The organism is Streptomyces sp. NPDC002209, assembly GCF_042890265.1.
Classification (GTDB): Bacteria; Actinomycetota; Actinomycetes; order Streptomycetales; family Streptomycetaceae; genus Streptomyces.
Genome location: NZ_JBIARX010000001.1, coordinates 90,269 through 107,693, shown reverse-complemented (window position 1 = coordinate 107,693; position 17,425 = coordinate 90,269). Strand labels below are relative to the sequence as shown.

The 17,425-nt window shown below is 71.1% G+C and carries 18 protein-coding genes; 13 read left to right on the top strand and 5 right to left on the bottom strand.

Translation table 11 applies throughout. From position 1 onward, the window contains the following. Positions 1-136 precede the first annotated feature (136 nt). The 3 genes from ACFYXK_RS00530 to ACFYXK_RS00520 all read left to right on the top strand — a co-directional run bounded on the left by ACFYXK_RS00530 (position 137) and on the right by ACFYXK_RS00520 (position 2,730). Positions 137-1,078, top strand: coding sequence for a heme o synthase (locus ACFYXK_RS00530; RefSeq protein WP_383508596.1), 942 nt, complete (start codon positions 137-139; stop codon positions 1,076-1,078). A gap of 39 nt (positions 1,079-1,117) precedes the next feature. Further along, positions 1,118-1,462 (top strand): hypothetical protein, encoded by a 345-nt coding sequence (locus ACFYXK_RS00525; RefSeq protein ID WP_389409160.1) that lies wholly within the window; start codon positions 1,118-1,120, stop codon positions 1,460-1,462. A gap of 140 nt (positions 1,463-1,602) precedes the next feature. Beyond that, positions 1,603-2,730, top strand: a complete 1,128-nt coding sequence (locus ACFYXK_RS00520; RefSeq protein WP_389409159.1) for an amidohydrolase family protein — start codon at positions 1,603-1,605, stop codon at positions 2,728-2,730. A 39-nt stretch (positions 2,731-2,769) separates the two neighbouring features. Here the strand turns inward: ACFYXK_RS00520 and ACFYXK_RS00515 are convergent, their stop codons facing one another. The 4 genes from ACFYXK_RS00515 to ACFYXK_RS00500 all read right to left on the bottom strand — a co-directional run bounded on the left by ACFYXK_RS00515 (position 2,770) and on the right by ACFYXK_RS00500 (position 6,702). Further along, positions 2,770-3,759: a heme A synthase gene (locus ACFYXK_RS00515; RefSeq protein ID WP_389409158.1), complete on the bottom strand. Its 990-nt coding sequence runs from the start codon at positions 3,757-3,759 to the stop codon at positions 2,770-2,772. 4 nt (positions 3,760-3,763) lie between these two features. Further along, on the bottom strand, positions 3,764-4,912 hold the full coding sequence (locus ACFYXK_RS00510) for a hypothetical protein (RefSeq protein WP_389409157.1): 1,149 nt from the start codon (positions 4,910-4,912) through the stop codon (positions 3,764-3,766). Positions 4,913-4,996: 84 nt separating this feature from the next. After that, on the bottom strand, positions 4,997-5,779 hold the full coding sequence (locus tag ACFYXK_RS00505) for an ABC transporter permease (RefSeq protein ID WP_389409156.1): 783 nt from the start codon (positions 5,777-5,779) through the stop codon (positions 4,997-4,999). Continuing rightward, positions 5,776-6,702 carry an ABC transporter ATP-binding protein gene (locus ACFYXK_RS00500; RefSeq protein ID WP_383508613.1) on the bottom strand — a complete coding sequence of 309 codons (927 nt, stop codon included), beginning with the start codon at positions 6,700-6,702 and terminating at the stop codon, positions 5,776-5,778. Before ACFYXK_RS00500 ends, ACFYXK_RS00505 begins: the two co-directional genes overlap by 4 nt. A 344-nt stretch (positions 6,703-7,046) precedes the next feature. Between ACFYXK_RS00500 and ACFYXK_RS00495 the strand changes: the two genes are divergently transcribed. The 9 genes from ACFYXK_RS00495 (at position 7,047) to ACFYXK_RS00455 (ending at position 15,203) form a co-directional block, all read left to right on the top strand. Further along, positions 7,047-7,808 carry a helix-turn-helix transcriptional regulator gene (locus ACFYXK_RS00495; protein ID WP_389409155.1) on the top strand — a complete coding sequence of 254 codons (762 nt, stop codon included), beginning with the start codon at positions 7,047-7,049 and terminating at the stop codon, positions 7,806-7,808. Then, entirely contained in the window at positions 7,805-9,220 is a 1,416-nt protein-coding gene (gene sufB, locus ACFYXK_RS00490) for a Fe-S cluster assembly protein SufB (protein WP_030292244.1), read from the top strand. The genes ACFYXK_RS00495 and sufB overlap by 4 nt, the downstream gene beginning before the upstream one ends. Positions 9,221-9,280: 60 nt before the next feature. Then, positions 9,281-10,459, top strand: a complete 1,179-nt coding sequence (gene sufD, locus ACFYXK_RS00485) for a Fe-S cluster assembly protein SufD (protein WP_389409154.1) — start codon at positions 9,281-9,283, stop codon at positions 10,457-10,459. Further along, the gene (locus ACFYXK_RS00480) at positions 10,459-10,776 is read left to right on the top strand and encodes a bifunctional 3-phenylpropionate/cinnamic acid dioxygenase ferredoxin subunit (RefSeq protein ID WP_053785806.1); all 318 of its coding nucleotides are present in this window, start codon (positions 10,459-10,461) and stop codon (positions 10,774-10,776) included. The genes sufD and ACFYXK_RS00480 overlap by 1 nt, the downstream gene beginning before the upstream one ends. A gap of 7 nt (positions 10,777-10,783) precedes the next feature. After that, positions 10,784-11,548 carry a Fe-S cluster assembly ATPase SufC gene (sufC, locus tag ACFYXK_RS00475; protein WP_053785807.1) on the top strand — a complete coding sequence of 255 codons (765 nt, stop codon included), beginning with the start codon at positions 10,784-10,786 and terminating at the stop codon, positions 11,546-11,548. Continuing rightward, a complete protein-coding gene (locus tag ACFYXK_RS00470; protein WP_383508624.1) occupies positions 11,545-12,801 on the top strand; it encodes a cysteine desulfurase in 1,257 nt (418 codons plus the stop codon). The genes sufC and ACFYXK_RS00470 overlap by 4 nt, the downstream gene beginning before the upstream one ends. A gap of 22 nt (positions 12,802-12,823) precedes the next feature. Continuing rightward, the gene (gene sufU / locus ACFYXK_RS00465) at positions 12,824-13,288 is read left to right on the top strand and encodes a Fe-S cluster assembly sulfur transfer protein SufU (protein ID WP_030858995.1); all 465 of its coding nucleotides are present in this window, start codon (positions 12,824-12,826) and stop codon (positions 13,286-13,288) included. Further along, the gene (locus ACFYXK_RS00460) at positions 13,285-13,632 is read left to right on the top strand and encodes a metal-sulfur cluster assembly factor (protein WP_030160393.1); all 348 of its coding nucleotides are present in this window, start codon (positions 13,285-13,287) and stop codon (positions 13,630-13,632) included. Before sufU ends, ACFYXK_RS00460 begins: the two co-directional genes overlap by 4 nt. Positions 13,633-13,832: 200 nt before the next feature. Then, positions 13,833-15,203, top strand: coding sequence for a hypothetical protein (locus ACFYXK_RS00455; RefSeq protein WP_389409153.1), 1,371 nt, complete (start codon positions 13,833-13,835; stop codon positions 15,201-15,203). On the opposite strand, the gene ACFYXK_RS00450 is transcribed toward ACFYXK_RS00455, so the two are convergent. After that, a complete protein-coding gene (locus ACFYXK_RS00450; RefSeq protein ID WP_389409152.1) occupies positions 15,190-16,101 on the bottom strand; it encodes a winged helix-turn-helix transcriptional regulator in 912 nt (303 codons plus the stop codon). The genes ACFYXK_RS00455 and ACFYXK_RS00450 overlap by 14 nt on opposite strands. Positions 16,102-16,186: 85 nt before the next feature. Here ACFYXK_RS00450 and ACFYXK_RS00445 point away from each other — a divergent pair, with 85 nt between their 5' ends. Beyond that, entirely contained in the window at positions 16,187-17,416 is a 1,230-nt protein-coding gene (locus tag ACFYXK_RS00445; RefSeq protein WP_389409151.1) for an MFS transporter, read from the top strand. Positions 17,417-17,425: the final 9 nt, after the last annotated feature.

Sequence of the window (17,425 nt, the reverse complement as noted above, 5' to 3'; positions counted from 1 at the left end):
GGTCCGATCGGACCAACACGAGGCGACCCCCGCGCAGGGCGACGTAAGTGCAACGTCTAGAGTGGCGTGGTACGTGCGAGCCTTCATCGGACCTTTATGTCCGGAGCTTGCCTGGTTTTCTCTGTCAGGGGTGTGCGTGACGGCCGTCGAATCCCGTCCAGCGGGGGTGCTCGGGACGAGCCCCGGTCACCGGCCGTTCGGGGCCCGGGTCATGGCTTTCGTGGCTTTGACCAAGCCTCGGATCATCGAACTTCTGCTGATCACCACAGTGCCGGTGATGTTCCTCGCGGAGCAGGGTGTGCCGTCGCTGTGGCTGGTCCTCGCGACCTGTTTCGGCGGCTACTTGTCCGCGGGCGGCGCCAATGCGCTGAACATGTACATCGACCGCGACATCGACGCGCTGATGGACCGGACCTCGCAGCGGCCGCTGGTGACCGGCATGGTCAGCCCGCGCGAGTGCCTGGCATTCGGCATCACCCTCGGCGTGGTCTCCACGCTGTTCTTCGGGCTGCTCGTCAACTGGCTGTCGGCGGCGCTCGCGCTCGGCGCGCTCCTCTTCTACGTCGTCGTCTACACGATGCTGCTGAAGCGGCGCACCGCGCAGAACATCGTCTGGGGCGGCATCGCGGGCTGCATGCCGGTGCTCATCGGCTGGTCCGCCGTCAAGAACGAGGTCTCCTGGGCCGCGGTCATCCTCTTCCTCGTCATCTTCTTCTGGACGCCGCCGCACTACTGGCCGCTGTCCATGAAGGTGAAGGACGACTACGCGCGTGTCGGCGTGCCGATGCTGCCGGTCGTGGCCGGCAACAAGGCCGTGGCGCGCCAGATCGTCCTCTACAGCTGGGTGATGGTGGGCGTCTCGCTGCTGCTGACCCCGCTGGGGTACACCGGCTGGTTCTACACCGCGGTCGCCCTGGCCGCGGGCGGCTGGTGGCTGTGGGAGGCGCACGCGCTGCACGCACGGGCCAAGGCGGGTCTGACGGGCGCGAAGCTCAAGGAGATGCGCCTGTTCCACTGGTCCATCACGTACGTGTCGCTGCTCTTCGTCGCCGTGGCCGTGGATCCCTTCCTCCGCTGATGCTTCCTCCGCTGATTACCCGCCGGTAGCATGCTGTCCATGGCAGACACCACCGCGGACACCGCAGACAAGAAGCAGGACCGGAAGGCCGCGAAGCTGGCCAAGCAGATCGGCGCGTTCGCCAAGGAGCACGGCGGCGCCGAGGGCCAGATCGCGCACATCGGCCAGGCCGGCACCCGGATCGTCCTCGTCGGCACGGACGGCGGCTGGGGCGACCTGGTGGCCCCGACGTACTCGGTGGCGCAGCTGGCCGCCGAGAAGGCCGGCCTGACCCTCCACGAGGAGTTCGACGGCGAGTTCGCCGCGCGGGTGAAGACCGGCCCGTACGAGTGGTCGCGGATGGCCGGCATCCAGCTCGGCGGGGCGGCGAACCCGGCGGCCTGACGCCTGACGTTGCCGCGCTCCGGCGGGGGCTTCGCCCCTTCGGTGGCCGCTCGGTCAACAGCGCGAGCAACACCTCACACCCCGCTCACCCGTTAGGACGTGTGGAAGCCCCTTCCTCACGTCCGCAACGGGATGCCCGGATGATCGAAACGCCGCCCCTGGTGGACCAGTACTGCCACGGAGTGCTCCGTACGGAGCTGGGCCTCGGCACCTTCGAGGCCCAGCTGATCCGCTCGGCCGGCCCGCCCGCCGCCGGGACCACCTTCTTCGACACCCAGACCGGTTTCGCGGTGCGCCGCTGGTGCCCGCCGCTGCTCGGGCTCGAGCCGCACTGCGCCCCCGCCCGGTACCTGGCCCGGCGGCGCGAGCTCGGCGTGGTCGAGTCCGGGCGCCGGCTGCTGCGCGGCGCGGGCGTCGCCGCCTATCTGGTCGACACGGGAGAGCCGGGGGACCTCACCGGCCCCAAGGAACTGGCGCTCGCGGCGGACGCCGACGCCTTCGAGGTGGTACGGCTCGAACTGCTGGCCGAGCACGTCGCCGACACCTCCGGCACGGTCCCCGCCTTCCTCGCCAACCTCGCCGAGGCCGTCCACCACGCCGCCGCGGCGGCCGTGGCCTTCACCTGCGGCGCCGAGGCCGGATATCCCGCCGTCCTCGGCCGCGCCCCCGAGCCGCCCGGTCCGGGCGAGGTGCACGGGGCGGCCGGGCGGTGGCTGGCCCGGCGCTCCAAGGGCGGGGCCGTCCGGGACCCCGTACTCCTGCGGCACCTGCTGTGGAGCGCGGTGGCGACCGGGCTGCCGCTCCAGCTGCACACCGGGGCGGGGGCGGTGGAGCCGGGGCAGCGGCCGGAGCAGGCCGATCCGGCGCTGCTGGCGGAGTTCGTACGCGCCACCGCGGGGCTCGGGACCCGGCTGGTGCTGCTCGGCGGATACCCGTACCACCGGCACGCCGCCCAGCTGGCGGCGGCCTTCCCGCACGTCCACGCCGATCTCGGCGGGGCGTTCGGGCAGAGCGGGCCGCGGGCGGCGGGGGTGCTGGCCGAGGTGCTGGAGCTCGCGCCCTTCGGCAAGCTGCTGTTCTCCAGCGGCGGGCGCCGGCTGCCCGAACTGCACGCGGTGGGCGCCCTGGTGTTCCGGGAGGCGCTGGGCCGGGTGCTGGGAGGCTGGGTCGGCGAGGGCGCCTGGTCCTGGCGGGACGCCGAACGGGTGGCGGCCATGATCGCGGCGGGCAATGCCCGGCGCGTCTACCGGCTGGACGAGCGCGGGTGAGCGACGCGGGCCCGGGGCCTGCCCGGGGCCCCGGCCGGCTCAGACGGCGGAGAGCTGCGGGTCGCCCTGTGCCGGGATCTGCGCCTCCGCCGCGGGCCGCTCCCGCAGGCTCAGCGCCACACGGACCACGGCGATCCACACCAGGCAGGAGCCGAGCATGTGGGCGGCGACCAGGGCCTCGGGCACGTGGGTGAAGTACTGGACGTAGCCGATGCCGCCCTGGGCGAGCAGCACGATCAGCAGGTCCCGGGCGCGCGCCCGGGTGTCGGCCGGCGCGTCGACCACGCGCAGCACCAGCCACATGGCCACGGCGAGCGCGCACACCACCCAGGCGGAGACCGCGTGGACGTGGGCGGTGGCCGCCCAGTCGAACGGCATCCGCTTGATCTCGCTGCGGTCGCCCGCGTGCGGACCGGAACCGGTGACCACCGTGCCCGCGGCGATCAGCACCAGGGTGGTCGCGAGCAGCGCCCACGAGAGCTTGCGCACCGGACCGGGTACGCGCGGCCGGGGAGCGCAGTCGCCCTCACGGGTGCGCTGCCAGGTGACCGTCGTGACGGTGATCAGCGAGGTGGCGAGCAGGAAGTGCCCGGCCACGCTGTACGGGTTGAGCCCCGTCAGGACGGTGATGCCGCCGAGGACCGCGTTGCCCATCACGATGAAGAACTGGGCCCAGCCGAGCTGCGTCAGCGGACGGCGCCACGGCTTGGCCGAGCGCGCCGCGATGATGCCCCAGCCGACGGCCGCGCAGAGCACGTAGGTCAGCATCCGGTTGCCGAACTCGATGGCCCCGTGGAAGCCCTGCTCCTGGGTCACGATCAGGCTGTCGTCCGTGCACTTGGGCCAGGTGTCGCAGCCGAGACCGGATCCGGTCAGCCGCACCGCACCGCCGGTGACGACGATGACCACGCTCATGACGAGCGCGGCGAGCGCGGCCCGCCGGACGATCCGGGGTGACGGGGTCCAGCGGCTGGCGAGGTAAGCGAGAGGGGTCAACACGGCCCTTATCGTACGCGGGGCCTTGTGCAAACTTTCACGAGGGGGTCCCCGCCGGTCCGCCCGCGGCCGCATCGGGCCCGACGGCCAGCCGGAACCGGGCCCCGGCGGGATCGCCTTCCTCGTGCCACCAGACGCGTACGCGCCAATGGGCGCCGTCGCCGGGGTAGTCCGCGGAACGCGTGAACCCGTGCACCAATTCGGCCCCTACGTCCTCGGCTGTCCTGTTTCTTATGTCTGCCCCGCTGTGCCACGGATGTTCCTGTACGTTCCACAGTCCGTCAGGACCGCGCACCTCGAAGCGCCAGACCGCGCGCCAGGGCGTGACCTCCAGCATCGTGCGCACCTGTTCGGCGCCGAGGTGCAGCCGGGCCGCGATCTCGTGCTCGGCCACCCCGTCGATCCTGGCCGCCACCACGGCCCGCGGCAGCAGGGGCTCGGGCAGCAGGCCCCGCGCGCGCAGGTTCACCAGGGAGTCGAAGGACAGGAAGCGCAGGCGCAGTTCCAGCTGGCGGCCGATGTGGTCGAGGGCCTCCTCCGCCTCCTGGGCCTCCTCCGAACCGGGGACCGCGAGCAGCAGTTGGCGAAAACCGCCCTCCGCGTCCACCGCCCACGCCACCGCCTCCTCGGCGGATCCCAGTTCCGCGAGGCGGTCCCCGAGGAAGACCTTGGCCTGCGCGAGGCCGCGCCGGTTGACCGGATCGCGCTGGTCCAGGCCCGCCCAGACCTCGACCGCCGCCCGGGTCAGGTCCCGGGCGCGCTCGCCCGCCGCCCGCTCCATGGCGCTCGGGCCGGTCTCGGCCGCCGGGCCGAGCGGGTAGCGGGGCAGCCGCTCCCCGTCGCTCAGCGGCCAGGACAGCCAGACCCCCTGGTTGATCAGGCCCCGGGCGTACCAGCGGGCGTACTCGGGGGCGTGCCCCGCGGCCTGCTGTGCGGACCGCAGCCCCTCCTCGACGGCCGCCAGGGCCCCGGCCCGGTCGCCGCCGGCGAACCGGCGGGCCGCCAGGTCACCGAGGCGAAGGCCGAGCCGCGCCGCGCACTCCGGATCGGTCCGCGCCGGCTCGCGCAGTGCGCCGATCAGCTCCGTCAGCAGGGCCTCGGCCTCGGCGGGCGCCGCCCGTGCGGCCCCCGACCGGATCCGTGCCCATTGGGCGTCCAGCCGTAGTACGTCTTCCCGCTGCGCCATGCCCGCCCCCCGGCGTTCTGGTGTGCACCACCCCCGCGGGGCGGCGCCCATCCTCCTGCCAGGCCAACGTCCGGGGGCGGGGATTCACTCCCAGCGGAACAGCTTCGCGGCGGCGCCGAGCCCGAGCACGGCCCACGCGGCGAGCACGGCCGCGTCCCCCCAGGGCAGCGCGGCCCCGTGCCGGAGTACCTCGCGCAGCCCGTCGGAGAGCGCCGAGATCGGCAGCAGGCCGAGTACGGACTGCACGGCGCCGGGGAACTTCTCCATCGGTACGATCACCCCGCCGCCGACCAGCAGCAGCAGGAACACCAGGTTGGCGGCGGCCAGCGTGGCCTCGGCCTTCAAGGTGCCCGCCATCAGCAGCCCGAGCCCGGAGAAGGCGGCCGTGCCCAGCAGGACCAGCGCGGCGACCGCGAGCGGGTTGCCGTGCGGGGACCAGCCCAGCGCGAGGGCGATCACCGTCAGCAGCGCGATCTGCAGCACCTCCGTGACCAGCACGGACAGGGTCTTGGCGGCCATCAGCGCCCACCGCGGCAGCGGCGAGGCGCCGAGCCGCTTGAGCACCCCGTAGCGGCGGTCGAAGCCGGTGGCGATGGCCTGGCCGGTGAAGGCGGTGGACATCACGGCCAGCGCCAGGATGCCGGGCGCGAGGAAGTCCACGGACTTCTCGGAGCCCCCTTCCTGAACAGGCACCGTGACGATGTCGACGGTGGAGAACAGCACCAGCAGCAGCGCCGGGATGATCACGGTCAGCAGCAGCTGCTCCCCGTTGCGCAGCAGCATCCGCGTCTCCAGCGCGGTCTGCGCCAGGATCATGCGGGACACGGGCGCGGCCCCCGGGTTGGGGGCGAACGTACCGGCGCTCATGCGCGCAGCTCCTTACCGGTGAGCTCGAGGAAGACGTCTTCGAGGGTGTGGCGCTCCACCGAGAGGCTGTTCGGCATCACCCCGTTCTGCGCGCACCAGGAGGCGACGGTGGCCAGGAGCTGCGGGTCCACGGCGCCGGTGACCCGGTAGACGCCCGCGTTGAGCTCGGCGGCCTCGGTGCCGTCGGGCAGCGCCTTCAGCAGGGAGCCGAGGTCGAGGGCGGGCCGGCCGGTGAAGCGCAGGGTGTTCTCGGCGCCGCCGCGGCACAGCTGCTCGGGGCTGCCGTGGGCGATGACCCGGCCCGCGTCCACGATGGCGACCTCGTCCGCGAGCTGCTCGGCCTCATCCATGTGGTGGGTGGTGAGGACGACCGAGACCCCGTCGGCGCGCAGCTCCCGTACGAGGTCCCAGGTCGCGCGGCGGGCCTGCGGGTCCAGACCCGCGGTCGGCTCGTCCAGGAAGACCAGCTCGGGCCGCCCCACCACGGCCATGGCGAGGGCGAGGCGCTGCTGCTGGCCGCCGGAGAGGCGGCGGTAGGCGGTGCGGCCGCAGCCGCCCAGCCCGAGCCGCTCCACCAGGACGTCCACGTCGAGCGGGTCGGCGTACAGCTTGGCCATGTGGCGCAGCATCTCGACGGCGCGGGCGCCGGAGTAGACCCCGCCGGACTGGAGCATCACGCCGATCCGCGGGCGCAGTGCCTCGGCCTGGGCGACCGGGTCGAGGCCGAGGACGCGGACGGTGCCGGCGTCGGGGCGGTGGTAGCCCTCGCAGGTCTCCACGGTGGTCGTCTTGCCCGCGCCGTTGGGACCGAGGACGGCGGTGACCGAGGCCCTGCGGACGGTGAGGTCCAGGCCGTCCACCGCGGTTTTCGGCCCGTACCGCTTCACCAGTCCGCGGATCTCCACGGCGGGGTCATTGCTCATGCGGGTGAGTCTACGGAGCCGCAGAAGGGGTCCCGGGTCCAGGGGTCGAGGGCTTTCGGACGTGCGTACCGATGACTTTTTCGGGTGCTCGGCCTGGATGGACCAGTCGGTTTCGGTGATCTTTTATGTCATTCGGCGTCTGCCGTGCCGGGGGCCGCCGTGGGCGGGGGATTGCTGGTGGGAGCGGTTGACCGGCTCGCTGCGGGGGCTCGGCGCGGACACGGAGCAATGCCGTCCGCTTAACTCTGCGTAGATAAATTAGGTAACCCTTAGTGATAGAGGCCACCAGGGGTGGCGTCCGTCACGGCTTGTCGGGGCTCGACTAATTACGCAACAATGGCGTTGTGAAATACGGCGAACGGATGATCGAGACCCCCCAGGGGGAACTCGCTACCGGGGAGCGGTCAACCCGCAACCGGGTCGCGCGTTCCATCCTGGACCACGGTCCGTCCACCGTCGCCGACCTCGCCGCGCGTCTCGGCCTCACCCAGGCCGCCGTCCGCCGCCACCTCGACACGCTCGTCGCCGACGACGTGGTCGAGCCCCGTGAGCAGCGCGTCTACGGCACGCGCACCCGGGGCCGGCCCGCCAAGGTCTTCGCGCTCACCGACTGCGGCCGCGACGCGTTCGACCAGTCCTACGACTCGCTCGCCGCGGACGCCATGCGCTGGATCGCGCAGGCCGCCGGCGGAGGCGAGCAGGGGGAGGCGGCCGTCGCCGCCTTCGCCAGGGCACGGATGGACGCACAGGCCGAGACCTACCGGGAAAGCCTGGACGCGGCCGCCCCCGCGGAGCGCACCGAGGCCCTTGCCAAGGCGTTGACCGCGGACGGGTACGCTGCTACGGCGAAGAGCGCTCCCGGTCCGCACAGCGGTGAACAGCTCTGCCAGCACCACTGCCCGGTCGCCCATGTCGCCGAGCAGTTCCCGCAGCTCTGCGAGGCGGAGACCGAGGTCTTCTCCCGCCTGCTCGGGACGCATGTGCAGCGCCTCGCCACGATCGCCCACGGCGACGGGGTGTGCACCACGTTCATCCCACGAGGCGCGGGCACCGCACAGACCGACACATCAGCATCTGCAAGTACGGCCGGGAGGAACCCCGCATGACCACGGAGACTGCTCACCCTGAGCTCGATGGCCTGGGCACCTACGAATATGGCTGGGCCGACTCCGACGCGGCCGGTGCCGCTGCCAAGCGGGGTCTGTCCGAGGACGTCGTACGCGACATCTCGGCCAAGAAGAACGAGCCGGAGTGGATGCTGAAGCTCCGTCTCAAGGGCCTCAAGCTCTTCGACAAGAAGCCCATGCCGACCTGGGGCTCCGACCTCTCCGGCATCGACTTCGACAACATCAAGTACTTCGTGCGTTCGACCGAGAAGCAGGCCGCTTCGTGGGAGGACCTGCCGGAGGACATCAAGAACACGTACGACAAGCTCGGCATCCCGGAGGCGGAGAAGCAGCGCCTCGTCGCCGGTGTCGCGGCCCAGTACGAGTCCGAGGTCGTCTACCACCAGATCCGCGAGGACCTGGAGGAGCAGGGCGTCATCTTCCTCGACACGGACACCGCGCTCAAGGAGCACCCGGAGCTCTTCCAGGAGTACTTCGGCACGGTCATCCCGGTCGGCGACAACAAGTTCGCGTCGCTGAACACCGCCGTGTGGTCGGGCGGCTCGTTCATCTACGTGCCCAAGGGCGTCAAGGTCGACATCCCGCTCCAGGCCTACTTCCGCATCAACACGGAGAACATGGGCCAGTTCGAGCGGACGCTGATCATCGTCGACGAGGACGCGTACGTCCACTACGTCGAGGGCTGCACCGCCCCGATCTACTCCTCGGACTCGCTGCACAGCGCCGTGGTCGAGATCATCGTGAAGAAGGGCGGCCGCTGCCGCTACACGACCATCCAGAACTGGTCGAACAACGTCTACAACCTGGTCACCAAGCGCGCCGTGGCGTACGAGGGCGCGACCATGGAGTGGATCGACGGCAACATCGGTTCCAAGGTCACCATGAAGTACCCGGCCGTCTACCTGATGGGCGAGCACGCCAAGGGCGAGACCCTGTCCATCGCCTTCGCGGGCGAGGGCCAGCACCAGGACGCCGGCTCCAAGATGGTCCACATGGCGCCGAACACCTCCTCCAACATCGTCTCCAAGTCGGTGGCACGAGGCGGCGGCCGCACCTCGTACCGCGGCCTGGTCGAGATCGGCGAGGGCGCCCACGGCTCCAAGTCGAACGTGCTCTGCGACGCGCTCCTGGTCGACACCATCTCCCGCTCGGACACGTACCCGTACGTGGACGTCCGCGAGGACGACGTCTCCATGGGCCACGAGGCCACGGTCTCCAAGGTCTCCGACGACCAGCTCTTCTACCTGATGAGCCGCGGTCTGACGGAGTTCGAGGCCATGGCCATGATCGTGCGCGGCTTCGTCGAGCCCATCGCGCGCGAGCTGCCCATGGAGTACGCGCTGGAGCTGAACCGGCTGATCGAGCTGCAGATGGAGGGCTCGGTCGGCTGATCCCGACCGCCCGAGTCCCGCAGACATTCTTTGACGTAGGAAGAGAGCACGAAGACAGCCATGGCTGAGGCTCAGAACATTCCGGCGGGTTCCACCACCGCCGGCGCGATCGCGGTGGCCGCCGAGTCCACCGTCGCCACCCGGATGAGCGCACCCCCGTCCTTCGACGTGGCGGACTTCCCCGTCCCCCACGGCCGCGAGGAGGAGTGGCGGTTCACCCCGCTGGCGCGCCTGCGCGGTCTGCACGACGGCACCGCGGTCGCCAACGGCACCATGAAGGCCCAGATCGACGCGCCCGAGGGCGTCACCGTCGAGTCGGTGGAGCGCGACGACGCGCGCATCGGCAAGGCCGGCACCCCGGTGGACCGGATCGCCGCCCAGGCGTTCTCGTCCTTCGCCAAGGCCACGGTCGTCACCGTGCCCAAGGAGGCCGTCCTGACCGAGCCGGTGCGCGTCTCGCTGCACGGTGAGGGCGGCACGACCTTCGGGCACACCGTCTTCGACGTACAGGCCTTCGCCGAGGCCGTCATCGTCATCGACCACACCGGTGACGGCGTGCGCGCCGCGAACGTCGACTTCCTCGTCGGCGACGGCGCCAAGCTCACCGTCGTCTCCGTCCAGGACTGGGACGACACCGCCGTCCACTGCTCCCAGCACAACACGCTGATCGGCCGCGACGCGAGCTTCAAGTCGATCGTCGTCACCTTCGGCGGCGACCTCGTACGCCTGCACCCCCGTATCAGCTACGCGGGCCCCGGCGGCGAGGCCGAGCTCCTCGGCCTGTACTTCACGGACGCCGACCAGCACCAGGAGCACCGCCTCCTGGTCACGCACGACGCCCCGCACTGCAAGTCCCACGTGGTCTACAAGGGCGCACTGCAGGGCGAAGGCGCCCACGCCGTCTGGATCGGTGACGTCCTCATCGAGAAGAGCGCCGAGGGCACCGACACCTACGAGATGAACCGCAACCTCGTCCTCACGGACGGCGCGCGGGTCGACTCGGTGCCGAACCTCGAGATCGAGACCGGCGAGATCGTCGGCGCCGGCCACGCCTCCGCGACCGGCCGCTTCGACGACGAGCAGCTCTTCTACCTGCAGGCCCGCGGCATCCCGGCCGACGAGGCCCGCCGCCTGGTCGTGCGCGGCTTCTTCGCCGAGCTCGTCCAGCAGATCGGTGTCCCGGACATCGAGGAGCGCCTCCTCTCCAAGATCGAGACCGAGCTCGAGGCGTCCGTCTGATGACCTACGTCAAGGCCTGTGCGCTGAGTGAGCTCGAGGAGAACACCCCGAAGCGGGTGGAACTCGACGGCACGCCGGTGTCCATCGTCTCCACCGAGGGGGAGGTGTTCGCGATCAACGACATCTGCTCGCACGCGAACGTCTCGCTCTCGGAGGGCGAGGTCGAGGACTGCATGATCGAGTGCTGGCTGCACGGGTCCTCCTTCGACCTGCGCACCGGCAAGCCCTCCGGTCTGCCGGCGACCCGCCCCGTACCCGTTTACCCCGTAAAGATCGAAGGGGACGACGTGCTCGTCTCCCTCACCCAGGAGTCCTGAGGCACCCATGGCAACGCTTGAAATCCACGACCTGCACGTCTCCGTCGAGGCCGAGAACGGCGCCCGGGAGATCCTCAAGGGTGTCGACCTCACCGTCAAGCAGGGTGAGACGCACGCCATCATGGGCCCCAACGGCTCCGGCAAGTCCACCCTGGCGTACTCGCTCGCCGGTCACCCGAAGTACACCATCACCGGTGGCACCGTGACCCTCGACGGCGAGGACGTCCTGGAGATGTCCGTCGACGAGCGCGCCCGCGCCGGCGTCTTCCTCGCCATGCAGTACCCGGTCGAGGTCCCCGGTGTCTCGGTCTCCAACTTCCTGCGCACCTCGGCCACCGCGATCCGCGGCGAGGCGCCGAAGCTGCGTACCTGGGTGAAGGAGGTCAAGTCCGCGATGGAGCAGCTCCAGATGGACCCGGCCTTCGCCGAGCGCAACGTCAACGAGGGCTTCTCCGGCGGTGAGAAGAAGCGCCACGAGATCCTCCAGCTGGAGCTCCTCAAGCCGAAGATCGCGATCCTCGACGAGACCGACTCCGGCCTCGACGTCGACGCCCTGCGCATCGTCTCCGAGGGCGTCAACCGCGTCCGCGAGACCGGTGAGGTCGGCACGCTGCTGATCACCCACTACACGCGCATCCTGCGCTACATCAAGCCCGACTTCGTGCACGTGTTCGCGAACGGCCGCATCGCCGAGTCCGGTGGCGCCGAGCTGGCGGACCAGCTGGAGGCCGAGGGCTACGACAAGTACGTGAAGGGTGGCGCGACCGCGTGACACAGATGCCTGGCCTCCTCGACATCGAGGCGATCCGCAAGGACTTCCCCCTTCTGGATCGTGTGGTCCACGACGGGAAGAAGATCGTTTACCTGGACAACGCGGCGACCTCGCAGAAGCCGCGCCAGGTGCTCGACGCTCTGAACGAGTACTACGAGCAGCACAACGCCAACGTCCACCGTGGCGTGCACGTGCTCGCCGAGGAGGCCACGGCGCTGTACGAGGGCGCCCGCGACAAGGTCGCCGCCTTCATCAACGCGCCGAGCCGCGACGAGGTGATCTTCACCAAGAACGCCTCGGAGTCGCTCAACCTGGTCGCGAACATGCTCGGCTGGGCGGACGAGCCCTACCGGGTCGACCGCGAGACCGAGATCGCCATCACGGAGATGGAGCACCACTCCAACATCGTGCCGTGGCAGCTGCTCTCGCAGCGCACCGGCGCGAAGCTGAAGTGGTTCGGCCTGACCGACGACGGCCGGCTCGACCTGTCCAACATCGAAGAGGTCATCACGGAGAAGACGAAGATCGTCTCCTTCACGCTGGTCTCCAACATCATGGGCACGATCAACCCGGTCGAGGCGATCGTCCGCCGCGCGCAGGAGGTCGGCGCGCTGGTGCTCATCGACGCCTCGCAGGCCGCTCCGCACATGCCGCTGGACGTCCAGGCGCTCGGCGCCGACTTCGTGGCCTTCACCGGCCACAAGATGTGCGGCCCGACCGGCATCGGCGTCCTCTGGGGCCGCCAGGAGCTCCTTGAGGACCTGCCTCCGTTCCTCGGCGGCGGCGAGATGATCGAGACCGTGTCGATGCACGCCTCGACGTACGCCCCGGCTCCCCACAAGTTCGAGGCGGGTACGCCCCCGATCGCCCAGGCCGTCGGCCTCGGCGCGGCCGTGGACTACCTGACCGCGATCGGCATGGACAAGATCGCCGCACACGAGCACGCGATCACCGAGTACGCGGTGAAGCGCCTCCTGGAGGTCCCCGACCTGCGGATCATCGGCCCCACCACGGCCGAGGACCGCGGCGCGGCGATCTCCTTCACGCTCGGTGACATCCACCCCCACGATGTCGGCCAGGTCCTGGACGAGCAGGGCATCGCGGTCCGCGTGGGACACCACTGCGCGCGCCCTGTCTGCCTGCGCTACGGAATTCCCGCGACCACGCGAGCGTCTTTCTACCTGTACTCCTCTCCGGCCGACGTCGACGCGCTGATCGACGGGCTGGAGCACGTACGGAACTTCTTCGGCTGACGAGGGCGACGAGGACGACGCAGTGAAGCTGGATTCGATGTACCAGGAACTGATCCTGGACCACTACAAGCACCCGCACGGGCGTGGCCTGCGCGACGGCGACGCCGAGGTGCACCACGTCAACCCGACGTGCGGCGACGAGATCACGCTGCGCGTGAAGTACGACGGCGAGACGCTGACCGACGTCTCGTACGAGGGCCAGGGCTGCTCCATCAGCCAGGCCAGCGCGTCCGTGCTGAACGAGCTGCTCGTCGGCAAGGAGCTGGCCGAGGCGCAGAAGATCCAGGGCGTGTTCCTGGAGATGATGCAGTCGAAGGGCAAGATCGAGCCCGACGAGGCCATGGAGGAGGTGCTGGAGGACGCGGTCGCGTTCGTCGGCGTCTCCAAGTACCCGGCTCGCGTGAAGTGTGCTCTGCTGAGCTGGATGGCCTGGAAGGACGCGACCGCCCAGGCACTGGGCGACGGCGCGGAGAGGAAGACGGCATGACCGAGAACGCGACGCCCGCCGAGGCGTCGATCAAGCCGGCCACCGAGGAGGAGGTCCGCGAGGCCCTCTACGACGTGGTCGACCCCGAGCTGGGGATCGACGTCGTCAACCTGGGCCTGATCTACGGCATCCACATCGACGACGCCAACATCGCGACCCTCGACATGACGCTGACCTCGGCGGCCTGCCCGCTGACGGACGTCATCGAGGACCAGGCGAAGTCGGCGACGGACGGCATCGTGAGCGAGCTCCGGATCAACTGGGTCTGGATGCCGCCGTGGGGCCCGGACAAGATCACGGACGACGGCCGCGAGCAGCTGCGCGCGCTCGGCTTCAACGTCTGAGCGACCCGCTTCACGAAGGGCCCCCGGCACTCTGTGCCGGGGGCCCTTCGCGTGCCCGGGAGCTCCCGGGAGGCCCTGCGTGTTCGTCCGGCGGACGATTGACGTGCACCGGATGTTGGCCACGGTGGCCGAACCTGCTCGACGGCCGTCACGGCGTGACGTGGTTCGCGCCCGGCTCGACTCCTGGGGACGGGACACCGATGAAGAAGCAGCTTGGTATCGCAGGGATCGCGGCGCTGGTCGTCGCCGGGACGGTCACGGTCGTGCCCGCGCAGGCGGTGACGTACGGGACGCCGACCATCAGCCTGTCCGCGGCGTACCTCTCCGGCGCCGTCGGCGCGGTCGGGGACCCCGTGGTGGACGTGACCGTGGGGCAGAGCGGCGCCGACGCGTCCGCGCTGACGGTCAGCGCCTCCGCGTCGAGCAGGGCCTCGGTCGCCGGGACGGGCGACGTGACCGTCACCGGGGCCGGTGCGGTGCGGCAGCTGGCCGTCGCAGCGCGCGGCCGCGGCTACACCAACCTCACCGTCAAGGTGACGGGGCTGGGCGGCAAGAGCGCCACCAAGACCCTGTCGTACGCCGCCTCGGCCGCCGTGCAGAACCCGGCCGACGCCCGCTACTTCACCGGCGCCTCGGACTCCTCGGCCGCCGTGGACGTGGGCGGCGGCTACACCGTGGTCGCCGACGACGAGAGCAACGTGCTGCGCCTGTACGACCGGTCCCGCTCGGCCGCCCCGATCCGGACCTGGGACTTCAGCTCGCAGCTCGGCGTCACCAAGGAGGTGGACATCGAGGGGGCGACCCTCATCGGCAACACCATCTACTGGACGGGCTCGCTCGGCAACAACAAGGACGGCGAGTACAAGGCGCCCCGGAACACGGTGTTCACCACCACGGTGACCGGCTCCGGTTCGGGGACGCAGCTCGCGTACGGACGCTCGTACAAGAAGCTCCGCGACGACCTGGTGGCCTGGGACACGGCGAACGGGAACCGCTACGGCTTCGCGGCCGGCACCGCGGCCGGCGAGGCGCCCAAGCAGATCGACGGCTTCAACGTGGAGGGGCTGGAGTTCGCGCCGGGCTCGACCACGACCGCGTACCTGGGCTTCCGCGCCCCGCTGGCCCCGGCGGTGCCGGGCGGCAAGGCCCTGATCGTGCCGGTGATCAACTTCGACAAGGTGCTCTCCAGCGGGGCCAAGGCCACCTTCGGGGCGGGCATCGAGCTCGACCTCGGCGGGCTGGCGATCCGCGACATCCGCAAGAACGCGGCGAACCAGTACCTGATCCTGGCCGGCTCCTGGGCCGCGGACGACAACTCGGACCCGTACGCGCTCTACCAGTGGGACGGCGTCGCGGGCCACGCCCCGGTCAAGCGGGCCGACCTGCCGACGACCGACCCGGGCGGCTGGGAGGCCGTCGTGGACGTGCCGGACCTGTCGGTGGCGGGCGCGCGCGTCCAGCTGATCACGGACAGCGGGTCCGCGGACCTGTACGGCGACGGGATCGAGGCCAAGGACCTGACGCACCCGGAGTGGAAGAAGTCCCGCGCGGCCTGGTTCACCCTGAACTGACGCCCCCGCCCCCACCGTCGCCCCCGCCGGCGTCGCGGACGGCGCTCAGCGCCGCCGCGACGCTCGCCTCGATGTCCCGGACCGGGTAGAACACCTCGCGCACCACCCGCTCCCGGTCCACCACCAGCGTCAACCGCTTCAGCCGGCTCACCCCCGCCGCCCGGAACGTCGGCAACCGCAACGCCGCCGTCAGCGAAAGCTCCGCGTCCGAGAGCAGCGGGAACCGCAGACCCTCCGCCTCCGCGAACTCCCGCTGCTCATCGGGCCGCTGGGTCGACACCCCGTGCACCGTCGCCCCCGCCGCCGTGAACTCCGCCAGCTGGTCCCGGTACGTGCACGACTCGAACGTGCAGCCCTTCGCCCCCGGGATCCCCGCCCACCCCGGCGGGTAGGACTCGGCCCGGGCGTACGCGCCGGGGAAGCAGTACAGGACCGTGAACGGCGTGTCCGCCACCGGATCCCGGACCTCCCCGAACCGGTCCGGCAGTGCCAGCTCCGGCAGCCGCGTACCGCGCAGCGCGTGCACCCGTTCCGCCTCCCGCGAGGACTCCTCCGTCGTCGCCGTCATCTCTCCCTCTCCCAGGACCCAGGCATCTCCCCAGTCCTGGAGGGCCACCAGGACCGGCAGCAGCCCCCGCCCGCGCGGGGTCAGCCGGTATTCGTGCCGCACCGGACGCTCCTGGTACGGCTCGCGCGTCAGCACCCCGGCTTCGACCAGCAGCTTCAGCCGCTCGGCCAGCACCTTGCGGGACATGCCCAGCTCGCGCTGGAACGCGTCGAAGCGGTGCACGCCGCGCGCGGCGTCGCGCACGATCAGCAGCGTCCACCAGTCGCCCACCACGTCGAGGGCCTGGGCGATGGCGCAGTCCGCGTCGTCGAGGTGTGTGCGCTGGGCCATGGGCACTCCTTTGTCCGTTGACCCAAGGCTGTCATGCTGACATAGTCCGTTCCCAAAAGGAACTGACCAACTCGCGGGGGGCGTGGTGCAAGGCTTCAAGGACGTGCCGAGAGCGGTGTGGCTGCTGGCGGCGGGGGTGTTCGTCAATGCCGTCGTCAGCTTCACCTTCGTCTTCGTCTTCCTGTACCTGACCGGCCCGCGCGGCCTCGGTGCCGCCCAGGCGGGCCTGGTCACCGGCATCGGCGGCGTCGGCCTCGTCGCCGGGAACTTCACCGGCGGCTGGTACGGGGACCGCTTCGGCCACCGCCGGGTGCTGCTCGCCGCCTCCACCGCCGCAGGCCTCGCCCTGATGTCCTTCCCGCTCCTGCCCACCGCCGGGCTCTACGCCGCCCTGCCGCTGGCCCAGTACGCCTCCGGCGTGGTCCGGGCCGCGAACTCGGCGCTGGTCGCCGTCACCGTCCCCGAGGGGGCCCGCCGGCAGGCCTTCGCCGTCGTCCGCTGCGTCTCCAACGGCGGCTTCACCCTCGGCCCGCCCCTCGGAGCCCTGATCGCGACCGGGCTCTCCTACGACTGGCTCTTCGTCTGCGACGGCCTCGGGACCCTGTTCTTCGCCCTCTGGACCGCGCGGGTCGTCCCCGCCCGCGGTGCCTCCCCCCATGCCGCCGCGGCCCCGGACGGGGGTCGGGGCCGCGGCCTGTGGGCGCAGCTGCGCGCCCGGCCCGCCGTACTCGTCCTGCTCGGCGCGATCCTGGTGACCGACCTCGTCTACCGCCAGCAGTACGGCACCTTCCCCGTCTTCCTCGCCGACCACGGGCTCGATGTCCGAGCTTTCGGCCTCGTGATCGCCCTCAACGGCGCGGTCATCCTGCTGCTCGAGCTGCCGGCAGCCGTCGCGCTGCGCGCCCGGCCGCCGCTCCCGGTCATCGGGACCGGCCTGCTGCTGGTCGGGGCCGGGTACGCGGCGCTGCTGCCCGGGGTGGGGGTTGCGAGCGCCGTGGTGATGATGGTGCTGCTGAGCCTCGGCGAGATCCTGTACAAGACCACCGCCACCGCGTACGTCGCCGACCAGGCGCCCGAGCACGCCATCGGGCGGTTCCAGAGCCTGTACGCGGGGGTGTCGGTCAGCGGTGTCGTCCTCGGGCCGCCGCTGGGCGGAGCGCTGTACTCGGCCGCCCCCGGGCTGCTGTGGCCGCTGTGCGCGGCGCTGGCGGCGGGCGCGGGCGGGGCGCTGCTGTGGGTGTCGGCGCGGCAGCGGCGACACGCGGGCCGACCGGCACATGAGACCGGTTCGCAACCGCAGGCCGTCGCCGGTTAGGTTTCGGGC